The organism is Synechococcus sp. EJ6-Ellesmere (genome assembly GCF_024345875.1).
Classification (GTDB): domain Bacteria; phylum Cyanobacteriota; class Cyanobacteriia; order PCC-6307; family Cyanobiaceae; genus Regnicoccus_A; species Regnicoccus_A antarcticus.
This window is the reverse complement of record NZ_JAGQBY010000016.1, coordinates 1-17,849: the sequence shown is the minus strand read 5'-3', so window position 1 is coordinate 17,849 and position 17,849 is coordinate 1. Positions and strand designations below refer to the sequence as shown.

22 protein-coding genes are annotated in these 17,849 nt (G+C 66.8%); 15 read left to right on the top strand and 7 right to left on the bottom strand.

All coding sequences use genetic code 11. The features are described 5' to 3' along the window. Positions 1-129 precede the first annotated feature (129 nt). The 11 genes from aspS (at position 130) to KBY78_RS02980 (ending at position 11,904) form a co-directional block, all read left to right on the top strand. Positions 130-1,950 carry an aspartate--tRNA ligase gene (gene aspS, locus KBY78_RS03030; protein WP_255142278.1) on the top strand — a complete coding sequence of 607 codons (1,821 nt, stop codon included), beginning with the start codon at positions 130-132 and terminating at the stop codon, positions 1,948-1,950. Positions 1,951-2,169: 219 nt separating this feature from the next. After that, on the top strand, positions 2,170-3,264 hold the full coding sequence (locus KBY78_RS03025) for an RNA polymerase sigma factor, RpoD/SigA family (protein WP_255142290.1): 1,095 nt from the start codon (positions 2,170-2,172) through the stop codon (positions 3,262-3,264). Between the two features lie 87 nt (positions 3,265-3,351). Continuing rightward, positions 3,352-3,849: a Dps family protein gene (locus KBY78_RS03020; protein WP_255142277.1), complete on the top strand. Its 498-nt coding sequence runs from the start codon at positions 3,352-3,354 to the stop codon at positions 3,847-3,849. Between the two features lie 50 nt (positions 3,850-3,899). Continuing rightward, positions 3,900-5,534, top strand: coding sequence for a CTP synthase (locus KBY78_RS03015; protein ID WP_255142276.1), 1,635 nt, complete (start codon positions 3,900-3,902; stop codon positions 5,532-5,534). Between the two features lie 86 nt (positions 5,535-5,620). Next, entirely contained in the window at positions 5,621-5,920 is a 300-nt protein-coding gene (locus tag KBY78_RS03010) for a hypothetical protein (protein WP_255142275.1), read from the top strand. Beyond that, a complete protein-coding gene (locus KBY78_RS03005) occupies positions 5,901-6,368 on the top strand; it encodes a TA system VapC family ribonuclease toxin (RefSeq protein WP_255142274.1) in 468 nt (155 codons plus the stop codon). The genes KBY78_RS03010 and KBY78_RS03005 overlap by 20 nt, the downstream gene beginning before the upstream one ends. Positions 6,369-6,475: 107 nt before the next feature. Continuing rightward, the gene (locus KBY78_RS03000; protein WP_255142273.1) at positions 6,476-7,132 is read left to right on the top strand and encodes a 7-carboxy-7-deazaguanine synthase QueE; all 657 of its coding nucleotides are present in this window, start codon (positions 6,476-6,478) and stop codon (positions 7,130-7,132) included. 50 nt (positions 7,133-7,182) lie between these two features. Continuing rightward, complete coding sequence (hisS, locus tag KBY78_RS02995) at positions 7,183-8,460, top strand: histidine--tRNA ligase (RefSeq protein WP_255142272.1); 1,278 nt, start codon at positions 7,183-7,185, stop codon at positions 8,458-8,460. 43 nt (positions 8,461-8,503) lie between these two features. After that, positions 8,504-9,907: a nucleotide sugar dehydrogenase gene (locus tag KBY78_RS02990; RefSeq protein ID WP_255142270.1), complete on the top strand. Its 1,404-nt coding sequence runs from the start codon at positions 8,504-8,506 to the stop codon at positions 9,905-9,907. 4 nt (positions 9,908-9,911) lie between these two features. Beyond that, on the top strand, positions 9,912-10,859 hold the full coding sequence (locus KBY78_RS02985) for a UDP-glucuronic acid decarboxylase family protein (protein WP_255142269.1): 948 nt from the start codon (positions 9,912-9,914) through the stop codon (positions 10,857-10,859). A 7-nt stretch (positions 10,860-10,866) separates the two neighbouring features. Further along, positions 10,867-11,904 (top strand): NAD-dependent epimerase, encoded by a 1,038-nt coding sequence (locus KBY78_RS02980; RefSeq protein WP_255142268.1) that lies wholly within the window; start codon positions 10,867-10,869, stop codon positions 11,902-11,904. Between the two features lie 57 nt (positions 11,905-11,961). Here the strand turns inward: KBY78_RS02980 and KBY78_RS02975 are convergent, their stop codons facing one another. The 6 genes from KBY78_RS02975 to KBY78_RS02950 form a co-directional block, all read right to left on the bottom strand. Then, complete coding sequence (locus KBY78_RS02975) at positions 11,962-12,162, bottom strand: photosystem II reaction center protein J (RefSeq protein WP_006173007.1); 201 nt, start codon at positions 12,160-12,162, stop codon at positions 11,962-11,964. Between the two features lie 15 nt (positions 12,163-12,177). After that, complete coding sequence (locus tag KBY78_RS02970; RefSeq protein ID WP_006173008.1) at positions 12,178-12,297, bottom strand: photosystem II reaction center protein L; 120 nt, start codon at positions 12,295-12,297, stop codon at positions 12,178-12,180. Between the two features lie 8 nt (positions 12,298-12,305). Further along, positions 12,306-12,440: a cytochrome b559 subunit beta gene (psbF, locus tag KBY78_RS02965; RefSeq protein ID WP_006173009.1), complete on the bottom strand. Its 135-nt coding sequence runs from the start codon at positions 12,438-12,440 to the stop codon at positions 12,306-12,308. Positions 12,441-12,443: 3 nt separating this feature from the next. Then, complete coding sequence (gene psbE / locus KBY78_RS02960) at positions 12,444-12,692, bottom strand: cytochrome b559 subunit alpha (protein ID WP_006173010.1); 249 nt, start codon at positions 12,690-12,692, stop codon at positions 12,444-12,446. A gap of 104 nt (positions 12,693-12,796) precedes the next feature. After that, positions 12,797-13,792: a photosynthesis system II assembly factor Ycf48 gene (locus tag KBY78_RS02955; protein WP_255142267.1), complete on the bottom strand. Its 996-nt coding sequence runs from the start codon at positions 13,790-13,792 to the stop codon at positions 12,797-12,799. Between the two features lie 5 nt (positions 13,793-13,797). Further along, positions 13,798-14,205: a rubredoxin gene (locus KBY78_RS02950; RefSeq protein ID WP_037981113.1), complete on the bottom strand. Its 408-nt coding sequence runs from the start codon at positions 14,203-14,205 to the stop codon at positions 13,798-13,800. 88 nt (positions 14,206-14,293) lie between these two features. On the opposite strand from KBY78_RS02950, the gene KBY78_RS02945 reads away from it, so the two are divergent. The 3 genes from KBY78_RS02945 to KBY78_RS02935 are packed head-to-tail and all read left to right on the top strand — an operon-like array spanning position 14,294 to position 15,978. Beyond that, positions 14,294-14,656 carry an NAD(P)H-quinone oxidoreductase subunit 3 gene (locus KBY78_RS02945; RefSeq protein WP_094556246.1) on the top strand — a complete coding sequence of 121 codons (363 nt, stop codon included), beginning with the start codon at positions 14,294-14,296 and terminating at the stop codon, positions 14,654-14,656. Positions 14,657-14,690: 34 nt separating this feature from the next. After that, positions 14,691-15,452, top strand: a complete 762-nt coding sequence (locus KBY78_RS02940) for an NADH dehydrogenase subunit K (RefSeq protein ID WP_255142266.1) — start codon at positions 14,691-14,693, stop codon at positions 15,450-15,452. After that, the gene (locus tag KBY78_RS02935; RefSeq protein WP_255142265.1) at positions 15,445-15,978 is read left to right on the top strand and encodes an NAD(P)H-quinone oxidoreductase subunit J; all 534 of its coding nucleotides are present in this window, start codon (positions 15,445-15,447) and stop codon (positions 15,976-15,978) included. Before KBY78_RS02940 ends, KBY78_RS02935 begins: the two co-directional genes overlap by 8 nt. Positions 15,979-16,000: 22 nt before the next feature. Here KBY78_RS02935 and yvcK read toward each other — a convergent pair whose 3' ends face one another. After that, entirely contained in the window at positions 16,001-17,392 is a 1,392-nt protein-coding gene (yvcK, locus tag KBY78_RS02930) for a gluconeogenesis factor YvcK family protein (RefSeq protein WP_255142289.1), read from the bottom strand. A gap of 120 nt (positions 17,393-17,512) precedes the next feature. Here yvcK and KBY78_RS02925 point away from each other — a divergent pair. Then, on the top strand, positions 17,513-17,849 hold a 337-nt coding region (locus KBY78_RS02925), incomplete at its 3' end, for an ATP-binding cassette domain-containing protein (RefSeq protein ID WP_255142263.1).

Sequence of the window (17,849 nt, the reverse complement as noted above, 5' to 3'; positions counted from 1 at the left end):
GGGAAAGTGCATGGAGCAGCAACACAGCAAGCCCCCTGCATGCAGGCCCATCCGGGCTGCGCCGGCTGCGGCAGGCCAGGGGCAGCCCCACCGGGTGGGAAAATCGCCGATTGCTCAGGGATTCACAGCATGCGCAGCCACGGGTGCGGCGACCTGCGTCAGGACGTCACCGGAGAGGAGGTGCAGCTCTGCGGCTGGGTCGACCGCAGCCGTGACCACGGCGGGGTGATCTTCATCGACCTGCGCGACCGCAGCGGCACGGTGCAAGTGACGGTGGACCCCGATCTGGGGGCCGAGGCCTTTGCCGTGGCCGAGCACCTGCGCAACGAGACCGTGATCCAGGTGGCTGGGCGGGTGCGGGCCAGGCCAGCGGAATCGATCAACACGAAACTGGCCACCGGCGGCCTGGAGGTGCTGGCCAGCGCCATCACGGTGCTGAACAGCGTCAAGGGAAACCTGCCCTTCCCCGTGTCGGTGCACGACGAGGAGAACACCCGCGAGGAGCTGCGGCTGCGTCACCGCTACCTGGATCTGCGCCGCGAGCGCATGAACGGCAACCTGCGTCTGCGGGCCCGCACGATCCAGGCGGCCCGCCGCTTCCTCGAAGACCAGGGCTTCATCGAGGTGGAAACCCCCGTGCTGACCCGCTCCACCCCCGAGGGCGCCCGCGACTATCTGGTGCCGTCGCGGGTGTGCGGCGGCGAGTGGTTCGCCCTGCCCCAGTCGCCGCAGCTGTTCAAGCAGCTGCTGATGGTGGGCGGCCTGGAGCGCTACTACCAGGTGGCGCGCTGCTTCCGCGACGAGGATCTGCGGGCCGACCGCCAGCCGGAGTTCACCCAGCTCGACATCCAGATGTGCTTCATGGGCCAGGAGGAGATCCTGAAGCTCAACGAAGCGCTGATCGCCGCGATCTCTAAGGCCGCCCGAGGGGTCGAGCTGCCCCGGCCCTTTCCCCGCCTCAGCTGGCACGAGGCGATGGATCGCTACGGCACCGACCGGCCCGACACGCGCTATGGCATGGAGCTCACCAACGTGAGCGACCTGGTGGCCGGCATGGGCTTCAAGGTGTTCTCCGGGGCCGTGGCCGCCGGCGGTTCGGTGAAGTGCATCGCCGTACCCGGAGGCAATGAGGCCCTGTCCAACGTGCGCATCAAGCCCGGTGGTGATGTCTTCAGCGAGGCCCAGGCGGCGGGGGCCGGGGGGCTGGCCTTCATCCGCGTGCGTGAGGGCGGCGAGATCGACACGATCGGTGCCATCAAGGACAACCTCAGCGCCGCCACCAAAGCCGAGCTGCTGGAGCGCACCGGCGCGGTGCCCGGCACCCTGCTTCTGTTCGGCGCCGGCGACACCGCCACGGTGAACAAGGCCCTCGACCGGGTGCGCCAGTACCTGGCCCGCGAGCTGGGCCTGGTGCCGGCTGATCGCGACAACGACACCTGGAACTTCCTCTGGGTGGTGGACTTCCCGATGTTCGAGTTCAACGCCGGCGAGAACCGCCTCGAGGCGCTGCACCATCCCTTCTGCGCCCCCAACCCAGACGATCTGGGCAACGATCCCGCCCAGTGGGCCGAGACCCTGCCCACAGCCCGCGCCCAGGCCTACGACCTGGTGCTGAACGGCCTGGAGCTGGGTGGCGGCTCCCTGCGCATCCATGACTCGGCCCTGCAGCGCCAGGTGCTGCAGACCATCGGCCTGCCCCTGGAGGAGGCCGAGCGCCAGTTCGGCTTCCTGATGGAGGCCCTCGACCTGGGTGCCCCTCCCCACGGCGGCCTGGCCTTCGGGGTCGATCGCATGGTGATGCTGCTGGCCGGCGAGGAGTCGATCCGAGACACGATCGCCTTCCCGAAAACCCAGCAGGCCCGCTGCCTGCTCACCCAGGCCCCCGCCGGCGTGGCCCCCCAGCAACTGGAGGATCTGCACGTGGCCAGCACCTGGGTGGAGCCGGAATGAGCGACACGAGACCCGGCTGATCCTGAAGAGAAACCTTCTGTTTCGCGCTGCTTTTATGTGGCAACCCGATGGTGAAGGAGCTTCAGATCAAGGTTCGTGTCCTCAGGGTCAACACCAGTGCTTCAAGGCAGCCCAGAACCCGAGGTAGAGGTTGAGCTCGATGCCGGTCCCGACAGCGTCACGGCGTCCTCCGGCCGGGCCGTCCGGGGCCGCTCCCCCCTGCCCAGCCGTGCCAGTGCCGATCTGGTCCGGCTCTACCTCCAGGACATCGGCCGGGTGGACATGCTCAACCAGGAGGAGGAGCTGCTCCTGGCCCGTCAGGTGCAGGCCCGTGAGGCGCTGCTGAGTCAGCGGCTGGAGCAGGCCACTGAGCTGCCGATCCTGCAGGCCATGGTTGAACTGGAAGTGGTGCGCCAGCGGCTGGCCAGCCGCCTCACCCACCAGCCGTCCCATGGCCAGTGGGCGGAAGCCTGCGACCTGCCCGTGGCCGAGTTGCGCCGCCTCCTTCAGGAGGGCCACAGAACCTGGGCCGCTTGCCTGGATCTCAGCCTCAGCGACCTCCAGCAACGGCTGCTGCGCGGCCGCCGGGCCCGCGACCGCATGATCCAGGCCAACCTGCGCCTGGTGGTGGCGGTGGCCAAGAAGTATCAGAAGCGGGGCGTGGAACTGCTCGATCTGGTTCAGGAGGGCACCCTCGGCCTGGAGCGGGCGGTGGAGAAGTACGACCCCACCCGCGGCTTCCGCTTCAGCACCTACGCCTACTGGTGGATTCGCCAGGGCGTCACCCGGGCGATCGCCACCCAGAGCCGCACGATCCGCCTGCCGGTGCACGTCACCGAGAAGCTCAACCGCATCAAGAAGGCCCAGCGCCAGTTCGCCAGCGACCATGGCCGCACCGCCAGCCTCGCCGAGCTGGCCGAGGCCCTGCAGTGGAGCGAGGAGGCCGTGCGTCTCACCCTGCTGCGGGTGCCCCGCTCGATCTCCCTGGAGGCCAAGGTGGGTCGCGATCAGGACACCCCCCTGGGGGACCTGCTGGAGGCCACCAGCGACACCCCCGAGCAGAGCCTCACCCGCCAGCAGCTGCACAGTGACCTCGACGCCCTGCTCGATGAACTCAGCGAGCGGGAGGCCGAGGTGATTCGCCTGCGCTTCGGCCTGGCTGACGACACTCCCCGCACCCTGGCCCAGATCGGCGAGGGAATGCAGCTCTCACGGGAGCGGGTGCGCCAGATCGAAACCCGGGCCCTGCACAAGCTGCGCCAGCCGGCCCGGCGCTGCCGCGTGCACGACTACCTCGCCAGCCTCGACGGCTGAGGCCACCCCTGCGCAGGCCATTCGGGAAGCCCCCCTGGACGCCAGTCCCGGCGTTGGGCTAAACCGAATTCATTCCGCCTTGGTCCTGTGAGCAACGTCCCCGCCATCAACGCCCCTCCGATCGACATCGGCATCTCCGATGATCAGCGCCAGCAGATCGCGGCCGGTCTCGGCCGGGTGCTGGCCGACAGCTACGTTCTCTACGGCAAGACCCACGGCTTCCACTGGAACGTGACCGGGCCGATGTTCAACACGCTCCACCTGATGTTCATGGAGCAGTACACCGAGCTCTGGATGGCCCTCGATGTGATCGCCGAGCGGATCCGGGCCCTGGGCTGTCCGGCCCCCTTCGGCGGCGCCCGCTTCGCGGCCCTGTCCTCGATTCCTGAAACCCAGGGTCAGCCCCCGGCTCTGGAGATGGTGCGAGAGCTGGTGATGGGCCATGAAGCCGTGGCCCGCACCGCCCGCAGCCTCTTCCCCCTGGTGGCGGAAGCCGGTGATGAGCCCACCTCCGACCTGCTCACCCAGCGGCTGCAGATCCACGAGAAGACCGCCTGGATGCTGCGCAGCCTGCTCGACGCCTGAGCGAGCAGGCTCGATAGATTGATGTGTCCGCCCATGCCCGCCCTCCGACCATGCCGAAATTCGTCTTCGTCACCGGCGGTGTGGTCTCGAGCATCGGCAAGGGGATTGTGGCGGCGAGCCTGGGGCGGCTGCTCAAATCCCGGGGCTACAGCGTTTCGATCCTCAAGCTCGATCCCTATCTGAATGTGGATCCGGGCACGATGAGCCCGTATCAGCACGGCGAGGTGTTCGTCACCCAGGACGGCGCCGAGACCGACCTCGACCTGGGCCACTACGAGCGCTTCACCGACACCGCCATGTCACGCCTCAACAGCGTGACCACCGGCTCGATCTACCAGGCGGTGATCAACAAGGAACGCCGCGGTGATTACAACGGCGGCACGGTGCAGGTGATCCCCCACATCACCGGCGAGATCCGCGAGCGCATCCACCGGGTGGCCGCCGACAGCGGCGTGGATGTGGTCATCACCGAAATCGGCGGCACCGTGGGTGACATCGAATCACTGCCGTTCCTGGAGGCCATCCGTGAGTTCCGCGGGGATGTGGGCCGGCACGATCTGGCCTACGTCCACGTCACCCTGCTGCCCTACATCGGCACCTCCGGGGAGATCAAGACCAAGCCCACCCAGCACTCTGTCAAGGAGCTGCGCTCGATCGGCATCCAGCCCGATCTGCTGGTCTGCCGCTGCGACCGGCCGATCAGCGAGGAGCTCAAGGCCAAGATCGGCGGCTTCTGCGGCGTCCAGCGCGAAGCGGTGATCGCGGCCCGCGATGCCGACAGCATCTACGCGGTGCCGATTGCCCTGGAGCGGGAGGGGCTCTGCCGTCAGGTGCTGGATGTGCTGGGCCTGGAGGATCGCGACAGTGACATGGAGCGCTGGGAGGCCCTGGTGCAGAAACTGCGCAACCCCGGTGCGGCGGTGAAGGTGGCGCTGGTGGGCAAGTACGTGCAGCTCAACGACGCCTACCTCTCGGTGGTGGAGGCCCTGCGCCACGCCTGCATCGACCGGGATGCCAGCCTCGACCTGCACTGGATCTCCGCCGAGCAGATCGAGACCCAGGGCGCCGAGGCCCTTCTGCGTGGCATGGACGCGGTGGTGGTGCCGGGCGGGTTCGGTCACCGGGGCGTGGACGGGAAGGTGGCGGCGATCCGCTGGGCCCGGGAGGAGCGTGTGCCCTTCCTCGGGCTCTGCCTGGGCATGCAGTGCGCCGTGATCGAGTGGGCGCGCAACCTGGCCGGTCTGGCGGGCGCCACCAGCGCTGAACTGGACCCCGACAGCCCCCACCCCGTGATCCACCTGCTGCCGGAGCAGCAGGACGTGATCGACCTGGGCGGCACCATGCGCCTGGGGGTCTATCCCTGCCGGCTGGCGGCGGGCACCATGGCCGCCAGCCTGTATGGGGAGGAGGTGGTCTACGAGCGGCACCGCCACCGCTACGAGTTCAACAATGCCTACCGCAACCTCTTCCAGGCGGGCGGCTACACCATCAGCGGCACCTCACCCGATGGCCGGCTGGTGGAGCTGATCGAGCGTGAGGACCACCCCTTCTTCGCGGCCTGCCAGTACCACCCGGAATTCCTGTCGCGGCCAGGTAAGCCCCATCCCCTCTTCCGCGGACTGATCGCGGCGGCGCAGCGACAGGAGGTGGAGGCCGTGTCCCAGGAGATACCCGTGCGGGCGTAACCGCTGCGTGAACCGCCTGATTGGTGAGGGTCAACCCGCTTGCTGGCTGCCCAGTAAGCTGGTTAGCCAGCAAGCAAGGAGGAAGGATGAAAACGACCTTGGACCTGCCGGACCATCTTGTGCGCCAGGCCAAGCAGCGGGCCCTGCAGCAGGGCCTCACGCTCAAGGAGCTAGTGGCTGGCTACATCAGTCAGGGGCTCCATGGCGGCGCATCAGGGTCTGTGCCCCCCACCAGCGATGGGGTGACAGTGGATGGAATGGGACTTCCGGTGTTCCGCTGTGATCCCTCCGGCGGCAAAGCGGGGATCGATCTGGCAGCGTCATTGCAACTTGAGCAGGATTGCCTGGAGCAGGAGGACCGCCGCCGTGCCGGCCTCCCTGCTTGATGTGAATGTGTGGCTGGCGGCGGCCTTCGAAGCCCATCCAGCCCATCGCACCGCCCAGGCGGTGCTGCTTGAGGCCACCCCCGCTACACCAGTCCTGCTCTGCCGTGCCACCCAGCAGAGTTTTCTGCGGCTGGCGTCCACCCCAGCGATCTTCACGGCCTACCAGAGCGCGGCGATCACGAACCTGGATGCTCTGGCTGCCCTTCAGTCTTTTCAGGCCCTGCCTCAGGTGGACCTGATGGACGAGCCGATCGGAATCGAATCGCTCTGGTGGCGGTTGGCGGGGCTCGCTGAGGCCGCACCAAAAAGGTGGATGGACGCCTACCTGGCGGCTTTCGCGATCACCGGCTCCACCCGGATGGTCACGCTGGATCAGGATTTCCGGCAGTTCCTCGGGGCGGGGCTCGAGCTGGAGCTCCTGCAGGCCGACGTCCGCAGCGGGGGTTGAGCGGAGCTGCTGTCTCGATCAGATCAAGGCTGCTGTCGGCGGTACAGCCTTGCGTTGTGCCGCTGAGCGTCCGCTCTCCGCTTCCTAAAGTGATGCGTTGTCGTGCCGTGGCCGTGCCCCCAGCCGGACTCCCGGTGGTGGAAACCTTCCACTCCCTGCAGGGTGAGGGAGTGCACGCTGGTCGCAGCGCCTTCTTCATCCGGCTGGCCGGCTGCTCGGTGGGCTGCAGCTGGTGTGACACCAAGCACTCCTGGCCGGCGGACGCCCATCCCCTCTGTCGCTTCCAGGATCTGGCGGCGAGCGCCGCCTTGGCGGCAGCCGAGGGTGCTGCCTTCGTGGTGATCACCGGTGGTGAACCCCTGCATCAAAACCTCGATTCGCTCTGTGAGGCCCTGCGGCAAGGATCCGGCGCCGGCCCCTCGCCGCTCCCCCTGCACCTGGAAACCAGCGGCGTCGACCCGCTCAGCGGCCGCTTTGAATGGATCACCCTCTCGCCCAAGCGCCACCGGCCGCCCACTGCTGAGCTGCTGGCCGCCTGCCATGAGCTCAAGGTGGTGATCCACGAGATCGCTGATCTGGCCTTCGCTGAGACGATGGCTGCCGCCGTGCGCTCCGCCCGCCCGGTGGAGGGAGCGCTGCCCCAGCTGTTGCTGCAACCTTCCTGGGGGAGCGCGGCGGGTCAGGAACTGGCGGTCCAGCACGTGCGGCGCAATCCGGCCTGGCGCCTCAGCCTGCAGAGCCACAAATGGCTGGGCGTTCGCTGAAGGCCGGCCCCAGCCATCCCGCAAACTGTGAGCGAGTGAGCAACGCGGGCGTGGACAAGCTGCAGAGCCTTCGGGGCATGGTCGATCTGCTTCCTGAGCAGATGCCGCTGTGGCAGCACGTGGAAGCCCTGGCCCGCTCGCAGTTCCGGCGGGCTGGTCTGAGGGAGATCCGCACGCCGTTGCTGGAGGTCACCGAGCTGTTTGCCCGCGGCATCGGCGAAGCCACCGATGTGGTGGGCAAGGAGATGTACACCTTCCAGGACCGTGGGGAGCGCAGCTGCACCCTGCGACCCGAGGGCACCGCCTCGGTGGTGCGCGCCGCCCTCCAGCATGGCCTGCTCAGTCAGGGGCCCCAGCGCCTCTGGTACACGGGGCCGATGTTCCGCTACGAGCGTCCCCAGGCCGGGCGGCAGCGCCAGTTCCACCAGGTGGGGATCGAGTGTCTGGGATTTGCCGACCCCCGCAGCGATGCGGAGGCGATCGCGATCGCCTGGGACCTGCTCAGCGAGCTTGGGGTCAGCGGACTGGCGCTGGAGCTCAATTCCCTCGGCGATCCCACCGACCGTGCCGCCTACCGCACGGCCTTGGTCGCCTGGCTGGAGGAGCGCCGCGAGCTGCTCGATGCGGAGTCCAGGGAGCGGATCAGCACCAATCCCCTGCGCATCCTCGACAGCAAGAACGCCGAGACCCAGGCCGTGCTGGCTGAGGCACCGCTGCTGATCGACAGCCTGAGCGACGCCAGCCGCGAGCGCTTCGAGGCGGTGCGCCGCTGCCTCGAGGCGCTGGAGATTCCTTACCAGCTCAACCCCCGACTGGTGCGGGGCCTCGACTACTACACCCACACGGCCTTCGAGATCACCAGCAGCCAGCTCGGGGCCCAGGGCACCGTCTGCGGCGGCGGTCGTTACGACGGCCTGATCGAGCAACTGGGCGGGGCTCCCACGGCGGCGATCGGCTGGGCGATCGGCCTGGAGCGGCTGGTGTTGCTGTGCGCCAAACGGGACGCCGCAGAGGGAGCGCTCCCTACGGTGCCGGATGTGTACGTGGTCAGCCGCGGCGAAGCGGCCGAACGCCAGGCGCTGGTGCTCTCCCGCCAGCTGCGCCAGGCCGGCCAGATGGTGGAGCTTGATCTCACCGGGTCCGCCTTCGGCAAGCAGCTCAAGCGGGCCGATCGCTGCGGGGCCCCCTGGGCGGTGGTGATCGGCGAGGGGGAAGCGGAGCAGGGGGTGGTGCTGCTCAAGAACCTGCGCCGCAGCGCTGATTCGCCTGAAGAGGAACGGTTGCGGCCAGTTGAACTTCTTAGGCGACTGCTTGGTCCACCTGCATGAGATGCTCTTCTGGTCCGAGTTCCACCCCACGTTCTGCCCCGTGATGACAGTCCGGACCATTTGCTGCATCGGCGCGGGCTATGTGGGTGGACCCACCATGGCGGTGATCGCCGACCGCTGTCCGCAGATCCAGGTCACTCTCGTTGATCTCAATGCTGAGAGGATTGCCGCCTGGAATGATGCCGATCTGGGCCGGCTCCCTGTTTATGAGCCGGGACTGGCGGATGTGGTAGCCCGCTGCCGTGGTCGCAATCTCCACTTCACCACCGAGGTGGATGGGGCGATTGCAGCGGCCGACATGGTTTTTCTCTCGGTGAATACTCCTACGAAGAGAAGGGGCCTCGGGGCCGGGCAGGCCTCCGACCTGCGCTGGATCGAGGCCTCCGCCCGCCAGGTGGCCGCCCAGGCCAGGGGGCACACGATTGTAGTGGAGAAGAGCACTCTGCCGGTGCGCACCGCTGAAACGATTCAGGCCATTCTCTCTGCCGCCCAGGAAGGCACTGAGGGCGAAGCGAAATCATTTTCGGTGCTCTCCAACCCTGAGTTTCTGGCGGAGGGAACGGCCATCTCCGATCTGGAGAATCCTGACCGTGTCCTGATCGGCGGCGATGATCCGGGCTCCATCGATGCTCTGGCTGAGATCTACTCCCACTGGGTCAATCCTAAGCGGATTCTGCGCACCAACCTCTGGAGCAGTGAACTGTCCAAGCTCACTGCCAATGCCTTCCTGGCCCAGAGAATATCCTCGATCAATGCTATCGGGGCCCTCTGTGAGGCCACCGGCGCTGATGTCAAGGAGGTGGCCCGGGCCATCGGCTCTGATTCCCGCCTCGGATCGAAATTTCTCTCGGCCGGTCCTGGTTTCGGCGGCAGTTGCTTCCGCAAGGACATCCTCAACCTGGTCTATCTCTGCCGTCACTACGGCCTGGAGCCGGCGGCCCAGTACTGGGAGCAGGTGGTGGAACTCAACAGCTGGCAACAGCGTCGCATTGCCCGGCTGGTGGTGAGTCGGCTGTTCGCCACCGTCAGCGGTAAGCGGCTGGCGGTGCTGGGGTTCGCCTTCAAGGCCGACACCAACGACACCCGCGAATCACCGGCCATCAGCATCTGCCGAGATCTGCTCGAAGAAGGGGCGCATCTGGCGATTCATGACCCGAAAGTGGGAGTCGATCAGATCACCAGCGATCTGGGCCAGGGGGCCAGTGACCCCGGACTGGGCCTGGCTGATGAAGGCAGCTGGCAGCCTGCGGCCGGCGTGCTGGAGGCCGTGGAGGGTGCCGATGCGGTGATCGTGCTCACGGAATGGGGCCAGTTCGCGCAACTCGACTGGCCGGCGATCGCCGCACGCATGCGCCGGCCCGCCTGGCTATTTGACGTGCGCGCGGTGACCGATGCTGAGTCGGTTCGGATGGCTGGTCTTAGGGTCTTGCTGGTGGGAGAAGGTTGAATCGATGGCTCCACCCTTCCTGCGTCATCTCGTCACCGGCAGCGCCGGCTTTGGGGGCTCCACCCTTTTCGATCGGCTGATGGAGGCCGGCGAGGAGGTGATCTGCCTCGACAATTACTTCACCGGATGCAAGGCCAACGTGGCCCGCTGGATCGGCCATCCCCACTTTGAGCTAATTCGCCACGACGTCACCGAGCCGATTCGTCTGGAGGTTGATCGGATCTGGCATCTGGCCTGTCCGGCCTCACCGCGGCACTACCAGTCGAACCCGATCAAGACCGCGAAGACGAGCTTTCTGGGCACTTACAACATGCTCGGGCTGGCCAGCCGGGTTGGGGCACGGCTGTTGCTGGCCAGCACCAGTGAAGTGTATGGCGATCCGGAGGTACATCCCCAGCCTGAAAGTTATCGCGGCAGTGTGAATCCCATCGGAATTCGCTCCTGCTACGACGAGGGCAAGCGCATCGCTGAAGCTCTCTGCTTCGATTACATGCGTATGCATGGCACGGAGATTCGTGTGGCCAGAATCTTCAACACCTATGGCCCGCGCATGGCCCCCGATGATGGGCGTGTGGTCAGCAATTTCATCGTGCAGGCTCTGCGCGGCCAGCCCTTGACCCTCTACGGCGATGGCAGCCAGACGCGCAGCTTCTGTTATGTGGATGATCTGGTGGAGGGGCTGATCCGGCTGATGAACGGGCACCACACGGGCCCGATCAACATCGGCAACCCTGGTGAATTCACGATCCGCCAACTGGCGGAGCAGGTGCTGGAACGCATCAACCCTGAGTTACCCCTGACCTATCTGCCCCTGCCCCAGGATGACCCCCTTCAGCGCCAACCTGTGATCGATCTGGCCCGCGCTGAGCTGGGCTGGGAACCGCAGGTGACTCTTGAGCAGGGTCTGGGCCCCACGATTGCCCATTTCCGCTCCGTACTGGGACTCGAGTAGCCATGACATGACGGACCCGAGGACAGTGCTGGTGACCGGCGCAGCCGGTTTTGTCGGAGCTGCGGTCACCGAGGCGCTTCTGCGGCGTGGCGAGCGCGTGGTGGGTCTCGACAACCTCAACGCCTACTACGATCCGGCCCTCAAGCGAGCCCGGCTGAGCCGTTTGCAGCGTCTGCCGGTCTCAGATCAGGGGAGTGGTTTCCGCTTCCGTGAACTGACCCTTGAGGACGGATCCGCTCTGGCGGAGCTCTTCGCCTCCGAACGCCCCCGCGCGGTGATCCACCTCGCCGCCCAGGCGGGGGTTCGCTATTCGATCGAGAACCCTTCGGCCTACACCCAGAGCAACCTGGTGGGTTTCGGGAACATCCTCGAGGGCTGCCGCCACCACGGAGTGGAGCACCTGGTGTATGCCTCCAGCAGCTCGGTGTATGGCGGCAACCGGCGCATGCCTTTTTCGGAGCAGCATCCGGTGAACCATCCGGTGAGCCTGTACGCGGCCACCAAGAAGGCCAATGAACTGATGGCCCACACCTACAGCCACCTCTACGGGCTGCCGGCCACGGGTTTGCGCTTCTTCACCGTCTATGGCCCCTGGGGTCGTCCGGATATGGCGCCGATGCTCTTTGCCAAGGCGATCCTCGCGGGAGAACCGATCCGGGTGTTCAACCACGGCCGCATGCAGCGTGACTTCACCTACATCGATGACATCGTCGAGGGGGTGATCCGCTGCCTTGACAAGCCCGCCACCCCGGATCCTTCCTTCGATCCGCTGGATCCCAACCCCGCCACGGCGGCGGCTCCGCACCGGTTGTTCAACATCGGCAACAGCCAGCCCACTCCCCTGCTGCGTTTCATCGAAGTGCTCGAAGACGCTCTCGGTGTGAAAGCCATTCCTCAGTTCGAGCCGATGCAACCCGGCGATGTGGCCGCCACTGCCGCTGATACTTCAGCCCTGGAGGCCTGGGTGGGCTTCGCGCCCCACACCCCGCTGGAGGTGGGGATCGGCCATTTCGCCCGCTGGTATCGCGACTATTACGGGGTCTGAGTTCATCGCCATCAAAAAAGGGCCCCATCGGGGCCCTTGATCGTTGCTGCTGAGGATTCAGGCCGAACCGACACCCACGTAGGAGCCGTAAAAGAATAGGCCCACTACGAAGATGACGGCAATGCCGCCGGCGGTGGCCACGAGCCAGAGGGGCAGAACCCCTTCGGTCCAGCGGCTCTTCCAGGCCACGGCGGGGCGGCCATCGGGAAGGCGGTCAGGTAAACGACCGTCAGGTAAACCGGATTTCTTGCCGCTCATGGCTGTGTCTCCCGATCAGTTGAAGAAATAGCTGGTGAACAGCACACCGATGACGAACACGAACAGCAGGCCTAGATAAAGGCTGGTGCGGTTCAGTTCGACCGGCAGGTTGTTCGGGTTGGGATTGCGCTGCATAGCGGTGTTCAGCGACGGACGAACTGCATGGCCGCCAGGGCACCCAGGAAAAAGACCGTGGGAATCCCCAGCGCATGCAACGACAACCACCGAACCGTGAAGATCGGATAGTTGCGGGGTGTGGTGCTCGGTGACTGGGTCATGGCTTACTGCAAGCGCAGGTCGAGCTGGCTCTTGCCTTCGTAGCGCTTGCTCACCACGGGTGCCTTGGCTTCCTGGGCCTGGAAGTAGGCATCGGGACGAGGCGTACCGAAGGCGTCGTAAGCCAGACCGGTGGAGACGAACAAGAAGCCCGCCAAAAAGATCGCCGGCAAGGTGACGGCGTGGATCACCCAATAACGGATGCTCGTAATAATCTCGAAGAACGGACGTTCCCCGGTGGAGCCGGCAGCCATAGCAGCGGGCAATTCAGCTGGTTGATCTTAGGGCTTGGGGGTGGGGCGGAGCGTGCGCTCCAGCGGGTTGGTTACACAGGGATGCAAGTGGGACCGTCGGGGCCTCAGCCCACCCAGCGCAGCAGGTTGCCCCGCTCCCCCAGCAGGAAGCCCTTGCCATCGCCGTTGAAGACGATCCGGGTGAAGTTGGTGGGCTGGGAGCCCGCCAGGGGATCCCGCTTCCAGCTGGAGCCGCCGTCCTCGCTCACCAGCAGGGTGCCGCTGCCGCCGCCGGCCCAGATGGCGCCGTTGGGATCCCAGGCCATGTCGAGGTAGCCGTAGCCATTGGTGATCGGGATCACCGGCTTGCTCCAGGCCTCCACATCGGCCGCATCGGGGTTGAAGCGCAGCTGGGCGCCGCGGGTGACCATCCAGAGGTTGCCGTCGGGCTGGAAGCCCATGCTCTGCAGCCGTTGGCTGCTGATGCGCTGGTGGGGCTCCCAGGTGGCCTGGCCTGGCCCCCAGGTGGCGAAGAAGTTGCCCAGGCTCGAGACGCTCACGTAGCGGCCATCGGGTGCACGCCGCAGGTCGCGCACGGCACCGGCGGCATCGCTCACCTCGGCCTGCCAGCTGCCGCCGCCATCACTGGTGCGGTAGATGGCGCCCACGGTGGTGGCCAGCTCGGCCTTGCCGGTGTCCAGTGCCGTGATCAGGTAAGGGTCGCCGGGCAGCTTGCTGTCGAGCAGCAGGCGCTCCCAGTTCTGGCCGCCATCGGTGCTGTGCAGCAACAGGCCGGGCTGGCCGGCGATCCAGCCCTCCTTGCCGGTGAAGTCGATGCTGAGCAGACGGAAATTCTCGTCCTCAGGAAGAGCGAGGGCGCGGGCCTGCCAGCTGGCGCCGCCATCCTCGGTTTCGAGGATCAGGCGGTTGCTGCCCACCAGGAAGCCGTGCCTGTCGTCGGTGAACGCCAGGTCAAGGGGATTGGAGCGGGTGTCGAGGGCGACGGGCTGCCAGGGGCTGCTGGCGGCCAGGGGCAGACCGGTGGTGACGCAGCCGCCGAGGCCGAAGGCCAGGCCCGCGGCCAGCACCAGGCCGAGAAGGGAACAGAACAGGCGTTTCACGGGACTCAGCGGAGGGAATAGAGAGAGAGGAAGAAGGCGAACGCCAGCGCGAAGCCCCCGAAGATCAGCACGTTCTTCTGGCCGGGGGTGAGCTTGTTCACGCCGAGGCCGAAGTTGAGGTTCTCCTCGAAGCCACTGGGCTTGCTGCGTGGACCGATGTCACGGAAGGCACCCACGCGGCTGCGGCAGACCGGGCAGCGAAAGCCGATCGGATCGAGCTCCGTGAAGGGGGTGCCCGGGGCGATGGAAAGCTTGCGGATGCCCTCCTCGGGGTCATAGACGAAGCCGCAGCTGCGGCACTCGTAGCGGTGGCTGTCGGGATCGCTCTCCACGACGGCCGCAGGCGCGCCTGGAGCTTCGTTGCTGGCCTTGTCCGAAGCTCGTTCCTCGTCGCCGTCGTGCCCGTTGACCATGGCGCTGGCCCCACTGCCGTCAGATCGGACTCTATCCAGGCGATCCCTGCCGACGGATGCCAGACTGCGCCCCAGGTAGGGCCGTTTCATGTTCGTGCTTCCCGGCTACGACGCCTTTCTGGGCTTTCTGCTGATCGCGGCGGCCGTTCCCGTGTTGGCTCTGGTCACCAACAAGCTGGTGGCCCCAAAGTCGCGCGATGGCGAACGCCGCCTCACCTACGAATCGGGGATGGAGCCGATCGGCGGTGCCTGGATCCAGTTCAACATCCGTTATTACATGTTCGCCCTGGTCTTCGTCATCTTCGACGTCGAGACCGTCTTCCTTTATCCATGGGCCGTGGCGTTCCATCGCCTGGGCCTGCTGGCCTTCATCGAAGCCCTGATCTTCATCTCGATCCTCGTGGTGGCCCTCGCCTACGCCTGGCGCAAGGGTGCCCTCGAGTGGAGCTGATTCCCAGCCATCCGGAACCCCGACCAGCCGAACGATGACCCTCACCCCGTCCAGCCCTGGAACCAGCGAGGCCCCCTCGATCGAGGCCCTGCGCGATCTGCGTGCCTCCACCTGCAACCCGGTGGGTGCCCCCACGGTCACCTCGGATCTCTCCGAGAACGTGATCCTCACCAGCCTCGATGACCTGCACAACTGGGCCCGGCTCAGCAGCCTCTGGCCCCTGCTCTACGGCACGGCCTGCTGCTTCATCGAGTTCGCGGCCCTGATCGGCTCCCGCTTCGACTTCGACCGTTTCGGCCTGGTGCCCCGCTCCAGCCCGCGCCAGGCGGATCTGCTGATCACGGCCGGCACCGTGACGATGAAGATGGCACCGGCTCTGGTGCGGCTCTATGAGCAGATGCCTGAGCCGAAGTACGTGATCGCCATGGGCGCCTGCACGATCACCGGCGGCATGTTCTCCGCCGACTCCACCACGGCCGTGCGTGGCGTCGACAAGCTGATCCCGGTGGACCTCTACATCCCTGGCTGCCCGCCGCGGCCGGAGGCCATTTTCGATGCGGTGATCAAGCTGCGCAAGAAGGTGGGCAACGAGGCCCTCGCCGAGCGGGGCAACCTCCAGCCCACCCACCGCTACCTCACGATCGAGCACGCCATGAAGGCGGTCGAGCCGATCGTGACCGGGGCCTACCTGCGGGCGGAAACCCAGAAGGCCGCCTTCGCCGCCGGTGCCGGCCTGCCCCTGGCCACCCCCGAACCCGAAGCTCTCGAAGCCACCCGCTCCTCCAGCGATGCCTGATCCCACCACCGAGCTCAGCCCCGCCCCGATCGGCGCCGTCAGCCAGTGGCTGACCACCCAGGGCTTCGACCACCAGCCCCTGACCGCCGACCACCTCGGCGTGGAGATCATCGGGGTGGAGCCGATGTTCCTGCCTGTGGTGGCCGCCGCCCTCAAGGCCTGGGGCTTCGATTACCTGCAGTGCCAGGGCGGCTACGACGAAGGCCCCGGCGGCCGTCTGGTCAGCTTCTATCACCTGGTGAAGCTGGCGGCGGCGCTGGAGCAGGGCTCATCTTCCGCTCAGCCCCCCGAAGAGGTCCGCCTGAAGGTCTTCCTGGAGCGCGGCGGCGACCTGACCATCCCCACCCTCTATGGCCTGTTCCGCGGCGCCGACTGGCAGGAGCGGGAAACCTTCGACATGTTCGGCATCACCTACGCAGGCCATCCCCATCCCAAGCGCCTGCTGATGCCCGAAGACTGGAAGGGTTATCCCCTGCGCAAGGACTACGTCCAGCCGGATTTCTACGAGATGCAGGACGCCCACTGAGCTGGGCTTGCTTGCGCCTGGCTTACTGAGCCCGGCTGCTGAGCCAGTCGAGATCGCCGCTCGATTTCTGACCCTTGGATTTGCGGTAGAAGCGCATCACGGCATGGGCGAGGCTGCGGGAGTCATGGCGCAGGGTGTCGCCCGGGCGTGAGCCCTGCAGGTGGGCGAGCATCACGTCGTAGCCGGCACTGCGCAGCTGACGTTGGTCGCAAAGCACCGGTTCCGCTCCCCGGGCGCGGTAGTGCTCCAGCAGGGCGAGGTCCTGGAGTGTTTCCTGGGCGAGCACCGCCGGGAACAGCCGCCTGTGCACCCCGAGGCTGGCCAGCTGGGCTTCGATCGCCCGCAGGTGCCCGCCCACATCCAGCCGGTCGGTTTCACCGGGCTGGGTCATCAGGTTGCAGATGTAGAGCTTCGGCGCCTTGGAGCGGATGATCGCCTGCACCAGCTCCGGCACCAGCAGGTTGGGCAGCAGGGAGGTGTAAAGGCTGCCGGGCCCGAGGATGATCAGCTCGGCATTGGCGATGGCCTCAATCGCCCGGGGCAGGGCCGGCGGCCGCTCGGGGATGCAGCCCAGGCGCACGATCGGGCTGGGGGAGTGGCCGATCTTCGATTCGCCTTCGATGCGCTCGCCGTTCTCCAGCTCCGCCCAGAGGCGCACGTCGGCGTTGGTGGCCGGGACCACCTGGCCCTGCACCGCCAGCACCCTGCTGCTGGCGGTGATTGCCGACTCCAGGCTGCCGGTGATGGCCGTGAGGGCCGTGAGGAACAGATTGCCGAAGCTGTGGCCCTCCAGCCCAGTGCCCGCCTTGAAGCGGTACTGAAACAGGCGGGTGAGCAGCGGTTCCTCCCGGGCCAGGGCCGCCAGACAGTTGCGGATGTCGCCAGGCGGCTGCACCCCCAGCTCGCGGCGGAGCACACCGCTGCTGCCGCCGTCATCGGCGACGGTGACGATGGCTGTGATGTTGCTGCTGTAGCGCTTGATGCCGCTGAGCAGGGTGGAGAGACCGGTGCCTCCGCCGATCGCCACGATGTTCGGGCCACGGTTGAGCCGCCGCTGGGCCAGCAGGGCATCCACCAGCACCGTGTCCTTCTCAGGGGCGAGGGCCTGCTGGATCGAGCCGAAGCTGCGGCTCTGGCCCCAGATCACCAGGGCCGCCCCGGCGATGAGCACCAGCGGACCGGTGAAGCCCCGCGGCAGCACCCGCGCCACGTTCGTGATCAGCCAGGTGAGCGACTCCAGGATCCAGTAGATGGGCTTGAGATCCGCCAGGATGGCGGCGCCCACCAGCGCCAGCACCAGCCCGAGGCCAGATGTGAGCATCCACCGCTTCACCACCAGCCCTGGTTGCAGCCAGCGCACCGCCCGCTTCGAGCGGCTCACCAGGTCCTGCTGGCGGAGGTCGCCGCGGCCCATCCAGCCCGGTCGGCGGACCTGCCGGCGGAGGCGGGGCTTGGAGGGGCGCTGGGAGGTCAAGCCGTTGGGGCGTTACGCCGCAGCACGGAGCAACACGAACTGTACGGATGAAATGCCGGGATGAACCATTCCCCCCCAATCGCCCCTGACGGGCCGGTGCTGGAGCTGGACGGCGTGGGCATGCGCTGGGGCAGCAACATCGTGCTCAATGACCTGAGCCTCAGCCTGGGGCAGGGTGAGCGGCTGGCGGTGGTGGGACCCTCGGGCACGGGCAAATCGACGGTGCTGCGCATCCTCGCCGGGCTGCTCTTGCCGACGGCGGGGGAGCTGCGTCTGCATGGCGCCCCCCAGCACTATCTCCGGCTCGATCAGCTACGTCCGCCGGATGTGCGCCTGGTGTTTCAGAACCCGGCCCTGCTGGGCTCCCTCACTGTGCGCGAGAACGTGGGCTTCCTGC

What these genes read in the sequence shown, in the direction of transcription:
- aspS (WP_255142278.1), top strand. Translation starts at nt 130, where the DNA reads ATGCGCAGCCACGGGTGCGGCGACCTGCGTCAGGACGTCACCGGAGAG.
- KBY78_RS03015 (WP_255142276.1), top strand. Translation starts at nt 3,900, where the DNA reads ATGCCGAAATTCGTCTTCGTCACCGGCGGTGTGGTCTCGAGCATCGGC.
- KBY78_RS03010 (WP_255142275.1), top strand. Translation starts at nt 5,621, where the DNA reads ATGAAAACGACCTTGGACCTGCCGGACCATCTTGTGCGCCAGGCCAAG.
- KBY78_RS02990 (WP_255142270.1), top strand. Translation starts at nt 8,504, where the DNA reads ATGACAGTCCGGACCATTTGCTGCATCGGCGCGGGCTATGTGGGTGGA.
- KBY78_RS02985 (WP_255142269.1), top strand. Translation starts at nt 9,912, where the DNA reads ATGGCTCCACCCTTCCTGCGTCATCTCGTCACCGGCAGCGCCGGCTTT.
- KBY78_RS02980 (WP_255142268.1), top strand. Translation starts at nt 10,867, where the DNA reads ATGACGGACCCGAGGACAGTGCTGGTGACCGGCGCAGCCGGTTTTGTC.
- KBY78_RS02975 (WP_006173007.1), bottom strand. Translation starts at nt 12,162, where the DNA reads ATGAGCGGCAAGAAATCCGGTTTACCTGACGGTCGTTTACCTGACCGC.
- KBY78_RS02970 (WP_006173008.1), bottom strand. Translation starts at nt 12,297, where the DNA reads ATGCAGCGCAATCCCAACCCGAACAACCTGCCGGTCGAACTGAACCGC.
- psbF (WP_006173009.1), bottom strand. Translation starts at nt 12,440, where the DNA reads ATGACCCAGTCACCGAGCACCACACCCCGCAACTATCCGATCTTCACG.
- psbE (WP_006173010.1), bottom strand. Translation starts at nt 12,692, where the DNA reads ATGGCTGCCGGCTCCACCGGGGAACGTCCGTTCTTCGAGATTATTACG.
- KBY78_RS02950 (WP_037981113.1), bottom strand. Translation starts at nt 14,205, where the DNA reads ATGGTCAACGGGCACGACGGCGACGAGGAACGAGCTTCGGACAAGGCC.
- KBY78_RS02945 (WP_094556246.1), top strand. Translation starts at nt 14,294, where the DNA reads ATGTTCGTGCTTCCCGGCTACGACGCCTTTCTGGGCTTTCTGCTGATC.
- KBY78_RS02940 (WP_255142266.1), top strand. Translation starts at nt 14,691, where the DNA reads ATGACCCTCACCCCGTCCAGCCCTGGAACCAGCGAGGCCCCCTCGATC.
- KBY78_RS02935 (WP_255142265.1), top strand. Translation starts at nt 15,445, where the DNA reads ATGCCTGATCCCACCACCGAGCTCAGCCCCGCCCCGATCGGCGCCGTC.
- yvcK (WP_255142289.1), bottom strand. Translation starts at nt 17,392, where the DNA reads ATGGGCCGCGGCGACCTCCGCCAGCAGGACCTGGTGAGCCGCTCGAAG.